The sequence below is a fragment of the Rhodococcus sp. 14C212 genome, assembly GCF_011058195.1.
Lineage (GTDB): Bacteria > Actinomycetota > Actinomycetes > Mycobacteriales > Mycobacteriaceae > Rhodococcus > Rhodococcus aetherivorans.
Genome location: NZ_JAALEH010000011.1, coordinates 1 through 14,134, shown reverse-complemented (window position 1 = coordinate 14,134; position 14,134 = coordinate 1). Strand labels below are relative to the sequence as shown.

The 14,134-nt window shown below is 70.9% G+C and carries 15 protein-coding genes; 8 read left to right on the top strand and 7 right to left on the bottom strand.

Annotation, left to right across the window (positions count from 1 at the left end; all coding sequences use genetic code 11):
* The first annotated feature begins 34 nt into the window (after positions 1–34).
* Positions 35–469, top strand: coding sequence for a thioesterase family protein (locus tag G6038_RS07730; protein WP_165037120.1), 435 nt, complete (start codon positions 35–37; stop codon positions 467–469).
* Complete coding sequence (locus G6038_RS07725; RefSeq protein ID WP_165037119.1) at positions 462–1,166, top strand: hypothetical protein; 705 nt, start codon at positions 462–464, stop codon at positions 1,164–1,166. The genes G6038_RS07730 and G6038_RS07725 overlap by 8 nt, the downstream gene beginning before the upstream one ends.
* Here the strand turns inward: G6038_RS07725 and G6038_RS07720 are convergent.
* The 3 genes from G6038_RS07720 to G6038_RS07710 all read right to left on the bottom strand — a co-directional run bounded on the left by G6038_RS07720 (position 1,153) and on the right by G6038_RS07710 (position 4,113).
* On the bottom strand, positions 1,153–2,076 hold the full coding sequence (locus tag G6038_RS07720; RefSeq protein ID WP_165037118.1) for an EamA family transporter: 924 nt from the start codon (positions 2,074–2,076) through the stop codon (positions 1,153–1,155). The genes G6038_RS07725 and G6038_RS07720 overlap by 14 nt on opposite strands.
* Complete coding sequence (locus G6038_RS07715) at positions 2,064–3,653, bottom strand: glycoside hydrolase family 13 protein (protein ID WP_165037117.1); 1,590 nt, start codon at positions 3,651–3,653, stop codon at positions 2,064–2,066. The genes G6038_RS07720 and G6038_RS07715 overlap by 13 nt, the downstream gene beginning before the upstream one ends.
* Positions 3,654–3,720: 67 nt before the next feature.
* Complete coding sequence (locus G6038_RS07710) at positions 3,721–4,113, bottom strand: globin (protein WP_165037116.1); 393 nt, start codon at positions 4,111–4,113, stop codon at positions 3,721–3,723.
* 174 nt (positions 4,114–4,287) lie between these two features.
* Here G6038_RS07710 and G6038_RS07705 point away from each other — a divergent pair, with 174 nt between their 5' ends.
* From G6038_RS07705 to G6038_RS07695, 3 genes are all read left to right on the top strand, one after another.
* Complete coding sequence (locus G6038_RS07705) at positions 4,288–4,911, top strand: HNH endonuclease (RefSeq protein ID WP_165037115.1); 624 nt, start codon at positions 4,288–4,290, stop codon at positions 4,909–4,911.
* 64 nt (positions 4,912–4,975) lie between these two features.
* Positions 4,976–5,239: a hypothetical protein gene (locus G6038_RS07700; RefSeq protein ID WP_165037114.1), complete on the top strand. Its 264-nt coding sequence runs from the start codon at positions 4,976–4,978 to the stop codon at positions 5,237–5,239.
* Positions 5,226–5,702, top strand: a complete 477-nt coding sequence (locus G6038_RS07695) for a DUF5130 family protein (RefSeq protein WP_346772771.1) — start codon at positions 5,226–5,228, stop codon at positions 5,700–5,702. Before G6038_RS07700 ends, G6038_RS07695 begins: the two co-directional genes overlap by 14 nt.
* Before the next feature lie 82 nt (positions 5,703–5,784).
* Here the strand turns inward: G6038_RS07695 and pepN are convergent, their stop codons facing one another.
* The gene (gene pepN / locus G6038_RS07690) at positions 5,785–8,367 is read right to left on the bottom strand and encodes an aminopeptidase N (RefSeq protein WP_165037113.1); all 2,583 of its coding nucleotides are present in this window, start codon (positions 8,365–8,367) and stop codon (positions 5,785–5,787) included.
* 62 nt (positions 8,368–8,429) lie between these two features.
* Positions 8,430–9,674 carry an FAD-dependent oxidoreductase gene (locus G6038_RS07685; RefSeq protein ID WP_165037112.1) on the bottom strand — a complete coding sequence of 415 codons (1,245 nt, stop codon included), beginning with the start codon at positions 9,672–9,674 and terminating at the stop codon, positions 8,430–8,432.
* Between the two features lie 139 nt (positions 9,675–9,813).
* On the opposite strand from G6038_RS07685, the gene G6038_RS07680 reads away from it, so the two are divergent.
* The 3 genes from G6038_RS07680 to G6038_RS07670 all read left to right on the top strand — a co-directional run bounded on the left by G6038_RS07680 (position 9,814) and on the right by G6038_RS07670 (position 11,816).
* A complete protein-coding gene (locus tag G6038_RS07680; RefSeq protein WP_165037111.1) occupies positions 9,814–10,434 on the top strand; it encodes a DsbA family protein in 621 nt (206 codons plus the stop codon).
* Between the two features lie 84 nt (positions 10,435–10,518).
* Entirely contained in the window at positions 10,519–10,998 is a 480-nt protein-coding gene (locus tag G6038_RS07675; protein WP_165037110.1) for a ribose-5-phosphate isomerase, read from the top strand.
* Positions 10,999–11,018: 20 nt separating this feature from the next.
* Positions 11,019–11,816, top strand: coding sequence for an Fpg/Nei family DNA glycosylase (locus tag G6038_RS07670; RefSeq protein ID WP_165037109.1), 798 nt, complete (start codon positions 11,019–11,021; stop codon positions 11,814–11,816).
* Here G6038_RS07670 and G6038_RS07665 read toward each other — a convergent pair.
* The gene (locus tag G6038_RS07665) at positions 11,813–12,604 is read right to left on the bottom strand and encodes a DUF1542 domain-containing protein (RefSeq protein ID WP_165037108.1); all 792 of its coding nucleotides are present in this window, start codon (positions 12,602–12,604) and stop codon (positions 11,813–11,815) included. The two genes, G6038_RS07670 and G6038_RS07665, sit on opposite strands and share 4 nt — an antisense overlap.
* Before the next feature lie 50 nt (positions 12,605–12,654).
* Entirely contained in the window at positions 12,655–14,004 is a 1,350-nt protein-coding gene (locus G6038_RS07660; RefSeq protein WP_206024423.1) for a wax ester/triacylglycerol synthase domain-containing protein, read from the bottom strand.
* Positions 14,005–14,134 lie beyond the last annotated feature (130 nt).

Genomic DNA, 14,134 nt, shown 5'->3' with positions numbered 1-14,134 from the left:
GGGTGGAGCACCGTGGGGCCGCGGGGCCCGCGCAGTGAGCGACGCGACCGAGCAGTTCGGCTTCCACACCGCGGTGGAGGTGCGCTGGTCCGACATGGACGCGTTCCAGCACATCAACCACGCGCGCATGGTCACCCTCCTCGAGGAGGCCCGCATCCCGTGGCTGTTCGCCGACGGCCGGCCCACCGTGAACCTGCGGGAGGGTGCCGTCATCGCCGACCTGCACGTGCGGTACCGCGGCCAGTTGCGGCACGAGGACAGCCCGCTGGACGTGCTGATGTGGGTCGAGCAGGTGCGGGCGGTCGACTTCACCATCGGCTACGAGGTCCGGCCCGGCGGCGCGCCCGCCGACGCCACGCCCTCGGTGGTCGCCTCCACCCAGATCGCGGCGTTCGACATCGGTACCCAGCGGCTGCGCCGGCTCACCGACCCCGAACGCGAGTACCTGCAGCGGTGGCGTCGTGACTGATCCCCTCACTGCGGCCGGGACGTCACCCGAACGGTGGCTGCAGGTCCCGGACCCCGCCGACCGCACCGACCTCGTCGCGTTCCTGACCCGGGCGGTCCGGCTCGACGAGGCCGCTGTCGTGCGGCTGCGGCAGCGCCGCGACGGGCTGCTCTCGGCGTGGGTGAACACCGGGTTCGACGCCCTCGCCGCCCGGGTACTGCGCGGCACGGTCGCCCCGGCGGACACGACCGTCGCCGCGGACGGGCTGCGCGCGGCCCTCGTCGCCGCCGGCGGCGACGGGATGGACCCGGGGTGGGCGATGGACTCGGCGTGGCGCGGGGCCCTGCCGCCGGATGCCGGGTACGTCCACCTCGACGACGTCCCCGCCCGCGTCCTCGTGGACCTGGCGCAGCGCGGCGTCGCGCTCAGTCGCGAGCAGGGACAGGGACCGCCGTCGTCGCTGCTGGCGCAGGAGGTGCTCGAGGTCGCCGGTGGGGGCGAGCGGGCCGGGGTGCCGATGCGGCTGGTGTTCGCGCTCAATGCCATGGGGTTCGTGCCCACGGGCGGTGCCCGCGCGACGGCGGAGATCGACCTCGACCGGATCGATCCGGCCGAGGTGGTACGCGTGCGGGCGTCGGCGACGTGGCTGCGGCTCGACGCCCGCTACGGATCCGTCTACCTCCGCCGCGGCGGAGGTCTCGGCCTCAGCGTGCGCTGACACCGCCGCCGAGATTCCGGCCCAGCAGCGTCAGCGCCGCGACCACGACCACCGTCCCCGCGAGAGCCACCGGGCCGAGCCGCTCGCCGAGGACCAGCACCCCGAGCACGGCCGCCACCACCGGTTCCGCGAGCGTGAGGGTGGTCACCGCCGCGGGCGACAGCGTGCGCAGGCCGAGCGCGAACAGGAGGTAGGCGAAGACCGTGGGGACGAGGGCGAGATAGACGACGGTCGTCGCGCCGGCCGCGCTGTCGAGACCGCCCGGCCACTGGGCCAGCAGGATCGCCGCCATGGGCACCGCCGCCAGCCCGAACATCGCGCCCATCGCCGCGGCCGGGGTGGCTCCCCGGCCGAGCAGAGCGGCACCCGCGACGGTGTACGTCGCGTAGCCCAGGCCGGCCGCAAGCGCGGGCAGGGTCCCGGCCGCGACGGAACCGGAGCCCGCGGTGGCGCCGTCGCCCGATCCGGCGACGATGAGGACGAGCCCGACGATCGCGATCGCCGTCGACACCGCCCACACGCGGCCGGGGCGGCGCCGGGACACCAGCCACTGCAGCAGCCCGGTGAACGCCGGTCCGGACCCGAGCGCGATCATCGTGCCCGCCGCGACGCCCGCGGTCTGCACCGCGGTGAAGAACCCCAGTTGATACATCACCACGCCGCCGGCGCCGAGCAGCGTCGGCAGCCGGCGGCCGGGCGGGAACAGCGGGCTACGGACCCGCGCGATCAGCGCGAGCACCGTCCCGGCCAGCACGATGCGGCCCGCCCCGACGGCGACGGCGTCCAACGGGGCGCCGAGCGCACGCGAACCGAGGGCCTGCGCGGTGCCCGTCGTCCCGAACAGCGCGGACGCCGCCAGCACGAGGGCAACCGCGCCCGCCGGCGACCGGTGTGCCGTCAGATCAGCCACGCCGCGCCGTTGCCGGGCAGCTGCCCGTCCACCAGCGGCGCGCTGGACAGGATCACCGTGCCCGGTGGCATCTCCACCGGGTGCTCGGTGGTGTTGAGGGCGCAGATCAGCCCACCGGAGCGCCGGAACGCCAGGCACCCGGGTGGGCTGCCGTACCAGTCCACGTCGGCGCCGTCGAACTCCGGCCGCCGCCGTCGCGCCTCGAGCGCCGCCCGGTACAACGACAGGGTGGACGAGACGTCCTCGAGCTGCGCCTCGACGGTCAGCTCGGCCCACTTGTCCGGCTGCGGCAGCCAGGTCTGCGATGCGGTGGTGAAGCCGAACGGCGGCTGCGTGCCCTCCCACGGCATCGGGACCCGGCACCCGTCCCGGCCGCGATCGGTGTGCCCGGACCGCTCCCACACCGGGTCCTGCAACGCCTCCTCGGGCAGGTCGTCGACGTTGGGCAGGCCGAGTTCGGCACCGTTGTAGAGGAAGGCCGCACCGGGCAGTGCCAGCTCGACGAGGATCATCGCCCGCGCGCGGTCGCGCCCGAGCGGGCCGCCGCCGTAGCGCGTCACCTCGCGCTCGATGTCGTGATTGGACAGCGTCCACGTCGCGACCCCGCCGATCGGCGCGACCGCGGCGAGCGACACGTCGATCGCCTCCCGGATCTCGGCGGCCTCCCACCCCGCGAGCGCAAGATGGAAGTTGAACGCCAGGTGCAGTTCGTCGGGGCGCAGGTACTCCGAGAACAGCACGTGGTCGTGCACCCAGATCTCGCCGACGGCCACGGCGTCCGGATACTCGTCGAGCACCGAGCGGATCCGGCGGTGGATGTCGTGGACCTCGGCGTTGTTGAACCGCGGGTCGTCGTCGAAGTGCCGCAGCAGCCGGTTCTGTTCCCAGTGGTCGAAGTCGGGCAGCCCGCCGGGCTTGGCCATGCCGTGGGCGACGTCGATGCGGAAGCCGTCGACGCCGCGGTCCAGCCAGAACCGCAGGGTCTTCTCGAGATCCTCGAACACCTCGTCGTTGCGCCAGTTCAGGTCCGGCTGCTCCGGTGCGAACAGGTGCAGATACCACTGTCCGGGGGTGCCGTCGGGGTCGGTCACGCGGGTCCACGCGGGCCCGCCGAACACACTCGGCCAGTTGTTGGGCGGCAGGTCGCCGTTCGGCCCGCGGCCGTCGCGGAAGTGGTACCGGGCCCGCTCGGGGCTGTCGGGCGCGGCGGCCAGCGCCTCCCGGAACCAGGGATGTTCGGAGCTCGTGTGGTTGGGGACCAGGTCCATCATGACGCGGAGCCGGCGGGCGTGGGCGGCCTCGACGAGGGCGTCCAGGGCGGCGAGGTCGCCGAACTGGGGATCGACGTCGCGTGGGTCGGACACGTCGTAACCGTGGTCGGCCATCGGTGAGCGCATCACCGGGTTCAGCCAGATCGCATCGACCCCCAGCAGTTCCAGGTATCCGAGTTTGTCCCGGATCCCGTCGAGGTCGCCGACGCCGTCTCCGTTCGAGTCGGCGAACGAGCGGGGGTACACCTGGTAGAAGACGGCGTCCGCCCACCAGCGTTGTGCAGGGGTGCCGGGGGGAGTGCTCACAGCCACCCATAGTGCCAAACCGACAGGTGGGTCACGACTCGAACGTGGCCGTGCGGTCCGCCCGCCCTCAGATCGGCGAGTTCATCATCGAGTCCGCCGCCATCTCCATGTACGCGATCAGCTGGCTGCGGTGCTCGTCGTCGAGCGTCCGGGAGTCGATCGACGCGATGGCCGTGTGCATGCAGCGCAGCCAGGCGTCGCGTTCGAGCGGGCCGATCCGGAACGGGTGGTGACGCATCCGCAGCCGTGGGTGCCCGCGCTCGTCCGAGTAGGTGCGCGGTCCGCCCCAGTACTGCTCGAGGAACATCCGCATGCGCCGTTCCGCCGGGCCGAGATCCTCCTCCGGGTACAGCGGGCGGACGATCTCGTCCTCGGCCACTTCCTCGTAGAAGCGCGCCGTGAGCTTGTGGAAAGTCTCGGCGCCACCGACCGCGTCGTAGAAGGTCTGCTCGTCACTCATCAGTTCTGCTCACCGTCCCTCTCGCTCGTCCATTGTGCCGGTTGCGTGAGTGCGCACCCCAATCGGACGTCCCCGGCACCGGATGTTCACCCCCGGGACCCGGAAAGTCGACAGAATCGGCGTGCGACGTGCGTAGATCCGTGGTCCACTTGTGAGCAGTCTTCCGGAGGTCGTATGAAGCACCGACGCATCGCACATCGACAACTCCCGCCCGCCGACGCCCATCACGGAGCGCCGGGGGCCAACTCCCTGTGTGTCGTACGCGACGACGCCGTCCCGGACTGGGTCAAACGCCGCGTCCTCCTGCTCAACGCCACCTACGAACCGCTCACCGCGCTGCCCGCTCGTCGTGCGGTCGTGCTCATGGCCGGCGGCAAGGCCGACACCGTGCACGAGGATCCGCTCGGCCCGCTGGTGCGATCCGCGGAATGGGCGGTGCAGATTCCGTGGGTGATCCGGCTCCGGACCTTCGTGCACGTGCCGTACCACGCGCGGGTGCCGATGACTCGCGCCGCGCTCATGCACCGCGACCGGAACCGGTGCGCCTACTGCGGCGCCAAGGCCGAGACCATCGACCACGTGGTGCCGCGCAGCCGCGGCGGTGAACACTCGTGGGAGAACTGTGTGGCGTGCTGCGCGTCGTGCAATCACCGCAAGGCGGACAAGCTGCTCAGCGAACTCGGCTGGACGCTGCGCGCCGCGCTCGTGCCCCCGAAGGGCCGGCACTGGCGGCTGCTGGCGACGCTGCCGGAACTGCATCCGACCTGGTTGCCGTACCTCGGCGAGGGCGCGGCCTGATCGGCGCCGCCGCAAGTCGGGGCAAGCGCGCCGGGATCGGACATGCTGGGCTACCGTTTGCGATGTGAGCATTCTCGAGACAACCCTCATATTCGTTGCCATCCCGGTGGCGATCATCGTGATACTCGGGGTCTTCTCCGTCTTCACGAGGCCGGTTCCGGGCACGCGGCCCGCCGAGTACAAGCTCGGGGACAAGTGGGACCACGAGCCGATGCTGTGGAGCGCGGTCGACGAGGTCACCACGCACGGCCACCACGGTGGGCATCATGAACTCGTCGCCGGCGCGCCGGTCGACCCGATCGGAGGTAGGGCAAGTGGCAAGTGGTGACGTGATGCACAGCCGGACGGCTGTGGCTCCCGCGGAACTCCCGTACGGTGCGGCGCTGACGGCGAGCGGTCGCATCTCCCGGACCCGCCCCCTCGACGGCCTGTTCGAGGGCCCGCCGTTCCGCGACCGCGACATGATCGCTCTCGACGATGCGCTCACCGAGGCCACCCGGGCGACGAAGGTGCGCTTCAACGTCTACGTCGCGGACACCACCGACCCGGCGGCAACCACCGACGCGGTGTTCCCGACCACGCCGGAGGCGCCGAACTCGGTGCTCATCGCCGTGTACCCGAACCAGCGCTCCATCGAGATCCGCAGCGGACGCGGCGTCGCCGACCGCGTCGACAACCGGGTCACGCAGCTCGGCGTGACTGCCGCGATCTCGTCGTTCGGTCAGGGCGACCTGATCGACGGCATCATCAGCGCGATCCGCGTCATGGCGAACGCGATCACCGCGCCGTAGTTCCCGTCGCCTCTGTGGCCGAATGTCACATCACGTCGATCGGATCGACACGATGTGACATTCGGCCACACGCGTGTCGCGGCTAGGACGCGTCGAATGCCCGCGCCTTCAGCGACCGGACGATCCCCGCGCGTCCCTCGCTGATCAGCCGGCGAAGGGCGGGCGGATGCTCACCGGCGAGGAACTCGTCGGCCGCGGCGACCGACGACTCGCTGATCGACCACGACGGGTACAGGCCCACGACGACGGTCTGCGCGACCTCGCTGGAGCGGCGCTCCCACACGCCCGGGACGTCGGCGAAGTACCGCGCGACGTAGGGCTCGAGCAGCTCCGACTGCCCGGCCGGCGCGAAGCCGCCGATGATCGCGCGGGCGGTGATGTTCGGGATCGAGTCGTCGCCGACCACCGTGTCCCACACCTGTTCCTTGACGGCCTCCTGCGGGCGCGCCGCCCGCGCGGTGGCCGCCTGTCGGGCACCGGCGGCCGTCGGATCCCGCTCGGCCTCGGCGTCGACGAAAGGCGACTCCACGCCCTCCGCATCGATCTCCCCGGCCGCGGCCAGCGCCTGCACGATCCGCCACCGCAGATCCGTGTCGACGACCAGTCCGGCCAGCCCGACGCTGGAAGGCTCGGCGCCGAGCAGTTCCCCGAGCACCTCGGTGTGCCACGGCGCGAGCCGGGCCGTGGTCAACGCGTTGACGAACGCGAGCTGATGGTCCGAGCCCGGCTGCGCCTCGCGGGCCAGTTCCAGCAGCCGGTTCGCGTAGTCGTTCCAGCCCCGCTCGGCCGCCCAGCCGGGATCGGCGTAGCTGCCGAGCGCGGTGTGCGCCTGCATCAGCAGCCGCTGGACTACGCCGACCTCCGTCTCGGTCGCGACGCCGCGCTGGACCAGCGCCACGAACTCACGGGCCTTCAGCTCGGCCTGCCGGGTCATCTCCCATGCGGCGGACCATGCCAGGGTGCGCGGCAGCGGCTCGGCGATGTCGCCGATCCGGTCCATCAGCACCTCGAGCGACCGGGGATCGAGTCGCACGGAGCAGTACGTGAGGTCGTCGTCGTTGACGAGCACCAGCTTGCCGCGCCCGGCGCCGACGAGCTCCGGCACCTCGGTGCGCTCGGTGGCGTCGAGATCGATCTCGACGCGGTGCGTGCGGAGCAGCTTGCCGGAACCGTCGTCGTCGTACACCCCGATCGCGAGCCGGTGCACCCGGCGTTCCCCGGCGCCGGGGTCGGCGCCCTCCTGGATCACCGCGAAGCGGGTGAACCGCCCGTCGTCGTCGACGTCGAAATCGGGGCGCAGGATGTTCAGGCCGGTGGTCTTGAGCCACTGCGCGCCCCACCCCGACAGGTCCCGGCCCGACGACTTCTCGAGGGCCGCCAGCAGGTCGTCGAACGTGGCATTGGCGAACGCGTGCTCGCGGAAGTAGTCCCGCAGGCCCGCGAGGAACGGTTCCTCGCCGACGTAGGCGACGAGCTGCTTGAGCACGGACGCGCCCTTGGCGTAGGTGATGCCGTCGAAGTTGACCTCCACCGCCGCGAGGTCGGGGATGTCCGCGGCGATCGGATGGGTCGAGGGGAGCTGATCCTGGCGGTAGGCCCACGACTTCTCGACGTTGGCGAACGTGGTCCACGCGTTGGTGTACTCGGTGGCACGCGACTGGCACAGCACCGAGGCGAAGGTCGCGAACGACTCGTTGAGCCACAGGTCGTCCCACCAGCGCATGGTCACCAGGTCGCCGAACCACATGTGTGCCATCTCGTGCAGCACCGTCTCGGCGCGACGCTCGTACGAGTAGCGGGTGACCTTGGAGCGGAACACGTAGTCCTCGAGGAACGTCACCGCGCCGGCGTTCTCCATCGCGCCGGCGTTGAACTCGGGAACGAACAGCTGGTCGTACTTCCCGAACGCGTAGGGCAGGCCGAAGTTCTCGTGGTAGAACCCGAAGCCCTGCTTGGTCTCGGTGAACAACCGCTCGGCGTCCATGAACTCGGCCAGGGAGGCACGGCAGTAGATGCCGAGCGGGATGGTGCCGTGCGCGTCGGTGTAGGTGTCGGTCCACTCGGTGTACGGTCCGGCGATCAGCGCCACGAGGTAGGTGCTCATCCGGGGCGTGGTGCGGAAGACGTGCCGTCCGGGGTCGGCGGCGACGGTGTTCACCGTCGCGGCATTGGAGATCACCTTCCAGTCGGCGGGCGCGCTCACCGAGATGTCGAACGTGGCTTTCAGGTCCGGCTGGTCGAAGCACGCGAACATCCGCTTGGCGTCGGCCGTCTCGAACTGCGAGTACAGGTAGACCGCGCCGTCGGTGGGATCGACGAACCGGTGCAGGCCCTCGCCGGTGTTGGTGTAGAGGCAGTCCGCCTCGACGGTCAGTTCGTTGCGCGCGGCCAGTCCGCTCAGCGCGATCCCGCTCTCCTCGGTGTATCCGGAGACGTCGACGGGCGTGCCGTTGAGGGTGGCCGAGTGCACGGACTGCGCGATCAGGTCGACGAAGGTCGACGCGCCCTCCGCGGCGTCGAACGTGACGGTGGTGGTCGAACGGAACGTGGTGGTTCCCGGAGCGCCCGCGCCGTCGGTCAGATCGAGTTCGATGCGGTAGTTGTCGACGGTCAGGACCGCGGACCGCTCGGCCGCCTGCTCGCGGGTCAGATTCGGTGGTGCCACGGAAAACTCCTTCTCACGACGGGATGCGACTCGCCTGCCATCCCATCATGTGAGGGACCGGTTCACCCGGCGACCTCCGCGAGCGGCACCTGCGGATCGGAGAGCCGGTGGGGGTCGACGGATTCGCCGGAGGAGATCAGCGCGCGGATGTCGTCGCCCGCGTCCCAGATGTTGACGTTCATCCCGGCGCAGACCCGCCCGGCCGCGTCGAGCCAGAACGCGAGGAACTGCCGGGAGTCGACGTCGCCGCGCGTGATCACCCGCGCTTCGCCGGGTGCGTGCCCGACGTACTCCATGCCGAGGTCGTACTGGTCGGTGAAGAAGTAGGGCAGACGGTCGTAGGAGGCGGGCCGGCCCAGCATGGTGGCGGCCGCGACGTCGGGCTGGTTGAGCGCGTTGGCCCAGTGCTCGACCCGGATCCGGGTCCGCAACAGCGGATGTTCGGCGGCGGCGATGTCACCGACCGCGACGATGTCCGGATCGCTGGTGGCCAGGGACGCATCGACCAGCACGCCGCCGTCCTCCACCGCCAGTCCCGCGTCGCGGGCCAGTTCGACGTTGGGCTGTGCGCCCACCGCGAGGAGGACCGCGTCGGCCCGGACCTCGGTGCCGTCGCCGAGACGTAGCCCGCTCGCGCGGTCCTCGGCGGTGAGGATTTCCGACACCGTCGTCGAGGTGCGCAGGTCCACGCCGTGACCGCGGTGCAGATCCGCGAAGACGGCCCCCATCTGCTCACCGAGCGCCGCGGACAGGGGCTGGGGGGCGGCCTCGACGACGGTGACGTCCGCGCCGTGCCCGCGTGCCCCGGCGGCGATCTCGAGGCCGATCCAGCCGGCACCGACGATCGCCAGGTGCGCCGCCGGTCCCGCGTCGCGGCGGACGGCGGCAAGCAGTGCGTCGGACTGCTCGACGGTGCGCAACACGTGCACGCCCTCGGCGTCGACGCCCGGCAGCGGGATGCGCCGCGGGCGCGAGCCCGTCGCGAGGGCGAGCTTGTCGTAGCGCACGGTGGAACCGTCGGGCAGCGTGACCGTGTGGGCGGCCGGATCGAGCGCGGTGACGGTGACGCCGAGTTCGACCTCGACCCGGTGGTCGCGGTACCAGTCACCGTGCTGCACGGTGAACTCCGCAAGCTGCTTCTTGCCGGCGAAGTAGTCCTTCGACAGCGGTGGTCGCTCGTAGGGGAGGTGTTCCTCCTCGCCCAGGAGGAGGATCCGGCCGGGGAAGTCGCGGGCGCGCAACTGCTCGGCCGTCTTGGCGCCGGCGAGCCCACCGCCGACGATGACGAAGAGCTTCTCGTTGGACATCGCGCATCCCCGTTCCGTGCGGCACCGGTCCTTCGACGGTACGTCGGCGACGGCGCGGGAACCCGCGGTTCGGGAAGAATAGCGCGACGGCCGACGTTGAATCGGACCGTAGTCCGAATTCCTGCAGCGAGGAGACCCCGTGAGCGACCCGACTTCGAAGGACACCGCCGACTTCTGGTTCGACCCGTTGTGCCCGTGGTGCTGGATCACCTCGCGCTGGATCCTGGAGGTGGCGCAGGTCCGCGACATCGAGGCGAAGTTCCACGTCATGAGCCTGGCCGTGCTCAACGAGGGCAAGGACGACCTGCCCGAGGTCTACCGTGAGCTGATGACGCGGGCGTGGGGTCCGGTGCGGGTCGCGATCGCCGCGGCGCAGAAGTACGGCGACGAGATCCTCGAGCCGCTGTACACGGCGATGGGCACCCAGATCCACAACGAGGGCAACCAGGACTTCCCGGCGGTGATCGCCAAGTCCCTCGCGGACCTGGGACTGGACCCGCACCTGGCCGAGGCCGCCGACACCGACGCCTACGACGAGGCGCTGCGCGCCAGCCATGCCGCCGGCATGGACGCGGTCGGTCCGGACGTCGGCACGCCGACCATCCACGTCAACGGCGTGGCGTTCTTCGGTCCGGTGCTCTCGCGGATCCCGCGCGGCGAGGAGGCCGGCCGGATCTGGGACGGGGTGGTGGCCATGGCGTCCTATCCGCACTTCTTCGAACTCAAGCGCACACGCACCGAGGACCCGAGCTTCGAGTAGGCGCCTGCGGCGCCGGTGCGTCCTTCGGGCGGTTGCTGCCGCCCAAAGGACGCACCGGCAGCAGCGCTGCCTACTATCTGACGCATGCGCGTTTACCTGGGTGCCGACCACGCCGGCTTCGAACGTAAGAACCAGATCCTCGAACATCTCGCCGCCAACGGCCACGAGGCTGTCGACTGCGGCGCGTACGAGTACGACGCCCTCGACGACTACCCGGCGTTCTGCATCGAGGCCGCCCGCCGCGTCGTCGCCGACGAGGGCAGCCTCGGCATCGTCCTCGGCGGCAGCGGCAACGGCGAGCAGATCGCCGCGAACAAGGTGCCGGGCGCCAGGTGCGCCCTCGCCTGGAGCGTGGAGACCGCCAAGCTGGCCCGCGAGCACAACAACGCGCAGCTCATCGGCATCGGTGGGCGCATGCACAGCCTCGAGGAGGCTCTCGCCATCGTCGACGCGTTCGTCGACACCCCGTGGTCGGGGGAGGAACGGCACCAGCGGCGCATCGACATCCTGAGCGAGTACGAGAAGTCCGGCGTGGCCCCGGAAGTTCCCGGCGCGCCGGCCTGACGAACGGAGCCTGATCGACCGTGCCGGAGGGACCAGCCCTGCACCGGCTCGCCCGGCTGCACCAGCGACGTTTCGCGGGTGCCTCGGTGCGGGTGTCGAGCCCGCAGGGCCGCTTCGCCGACGACGCGGCGGTCGTCGACGGCCGGGTGCTGCTCCGCGCCGAGGCGCTGGGCAAGCACCTGTGGCACCACTACGACAACGGCCTGACGGTGCACGTGCACCTGGGTCTGTACGGCTCGTTCACCGAGGCGCCGGTACCGCTGACGGATCCGGTCGGTCAGGTACGGATGCGCATGGTCGGCGTCGGGTACGGCACCGACCTGCGCGGTCCGACCGCATGCGAGGTCCTCACCCCGGGCGAGGTGCAGGCGATCGCCGCGCGGATCGGTCCCGACCCGCTGCGGCGGGACGCCGAACCCGAACGGGCGTGGACACGAATCAGCAAGTCCCGCAGCGCCATCGGCTCGTTGCTCATGGACCAGTCCGTGATCTCGGGGGTGGGCAACATCTACCGCGCGGAGGTCCTGTTCCGGCACGGCATCCATCCGCAGCGCCCCGGCCGTGACCTCACCCGAGCCGAATTCGACGCCGTCTGGGAGGATCTCGTCGATCTGATGCGGACGGGGGTGCGACGCGGCGCGATCCACGTCGTGCGGCGCGAACACGACCACGGCGCACCGGCCTACGCCAAGGGTCGTCCCCGGACCTATGTCTACCGGCGTGCGGGTGAGCCGTGCCGGTTGTGCACCACGCCGGTGCTGCACTCGATCATGCAGGGCCGCAACCTGTTCTGGTGCCCCGCCTGTCAGGTGAGCTAGAAGTCGAAGCCGCCGAAGTCCCCGCCGGCCCCGAAATCGCTCCCGCCGTAGTCACCACCGCCGTATTCGCCACCGCCGTAGTCGCCGCCGGCGTCGCCGTACTCCCCGCCGTCCTGGCCGGCCTCGAGACCCTGGTCGTATCCGGAGTCGAAGCCCTGCTCGAAGGCCTGCGCGTCGTACGGCACTCCTGCCATACCCGAGAACATCGCCGAGAACAGCAGCATCGATCCGACGCCCCACGCCCCGGCGACGAGGGCGGGTTTCCACCACGGCTCCGAGTACCAGCCAGCCGGCACGGGCCGGCCCGCGACGCGCCCGCCCGGGAAGTAGTTCGGGGTGCGCGACGACGGGGCCGGTGAGGCTGCCACCGTGCGTCCTTCGAAGTCGATCTCGCGGTTCTCGGTCACGCGGCCGGCGGTCTGCTGGCCCTCGAGCGTGGGGATATCGGGACCGGGGTCCATGCCCATCGCGAGGCGGGCGGCCCGGATGTAGTAGAGGCCCTCGAGGGCGGTCTGCTTGGCGAGCCGCGCCTGCGCCGGTGTGCGGGCCTGCTCGATCTGTGACCCGGCGGCGTTGTAGCGCTCGGACGCATCGGCGAGGGCCTGCTTGGACGCGGCGTCCGTGCCGGTGAGGTTGTAGATCTGCCCGCCGAGCCGTTCGATGGCCTGCCGGGCATCGGCCTTCGCGTCGTCGAGTTCGTGGGCGCTACGCCCCGACTTCTTCCGCTGCGCCGCGGACACCAGGACCACGACGGCGACGAGGACGGCGACGATCAGCAGGAGTTCCACGGCGGTCCCTTCCGGCGGACTGGACGGTCACCGTCCAGCCTACCGGCGGGTCAGGCTTCGAGGACGGCGTGGAATCCGTCGCGCATGCAGTCGTCGAACACGTCGAGGTCGGGGACCGCCCCGGTGTCGAGGGTGAACCCGACGCAGCACGTGTGCAGATACGACATCAGAGTGACGTTGAACGCCGCGCCGAGGGTGGGACCGAAGGCGTAGTACCGTTCCACCTTCGCGCCGGCCACGTACAGCGCCACCGGCGAACCCGGCACGTTGGAGGCGAGGAAGTCGACGTGCTTGAGCATCTCGCCGACGACCGCCGGGGGGAGCAGATTGAGGGGGGTGGCGAGGGTCTGCGCCATCGGCACCGCCGGCTCGTGGCGCCAGCCTTCGACGATCCTGTTCACCTCCTGCATGAGCGTGAGGGGATCGTCGGAGCGCACGGGAAGCGGGAAACGCGCGAGGTTGATCCGGTTGCCGCCGAGGGTGTCCTGCTCGGTGCGGATGCTCAGCGGCATCGTGACCCGCAGCTCGTCGACGTCGGATCCGTGGCGGTGGTGGTATTCCGCGAGGCCGACGAGGACCGCGGTCAGGAAGGCGCTGTTGAGGGTGGCGCCGCCGCGGTGGGCGGCGTCGCGCAGTTGGTCGAGCGGGACGTCGATCACATGGAGCCGGCGGCTGAGGGTGCGTTCCGTCATGACCGGCGATTCGAGCCGCAGGATCGGGCGCAGGTAGCGGGCGACGGACGCCGCAACCCCCGCGGCGTTGCGGACGGAGCCGATCGGGTTGGTGACCACCGCCCGGGTGGTCGGCCAGATCGAGGCCAGCCCGCGGCCCGCGAGTCCGCGGAGCTGGGACCAGTCCCAGCCGATCGCCTCGGCGGCCAGGTCCAGGCTGTCCGGTGATTCCGGGGCGGGCGGTGCCGGGGCCGGCTCGCGGGGCGTGCCGTCGCGGTCGAAGTCGACCAGCCGCGCGGTGATCTGCATACCGCCGATTCCGTCGGTGAGGGCGTGATGCACCTTGATCAGCAGCGCGGCCTGACCGCCGGCGAGTCCGTCGACCACCGTCATCTCCCACAACGGCCGGTCCTTGTCGAACGCGGCCATGGCCGTGGTCCGGGCGAACTCGAGGACGTCGTCGAAGTTCGCCGGTCCGGGAAGGGAGACCCGGCGCATGTGCCACGACAGGTCGAAGTTCGCATCCGCGACCCATCGCGGCGGCGCGAGACCGAACGGCACCTCGACCACGCGATGCCGGAAGCTGGGCACCTCCCGGGTGCCGCGCTCCATCATCTCGCACAGGCGGTCCCAGTCGGGTGAGGCGTCGAGCAGGACGACGGCCACGATCGTCGACCGGAGCGCGGGATCCTTCTCCATGCTCCAGGTGAGGTAGTCCGTTTGCTGCATGTGGGAAGCGTAAAGAATCAAATTGGTCGTGTCGTTGCGCCGTTCTCGGGAATGAGGGAGTCGAGGACCGCTTTCGCGTTGGGGAACCGCGTAGCGCCCGGGACCGGGGTGTAGCCGTCCTGGGTGAGGA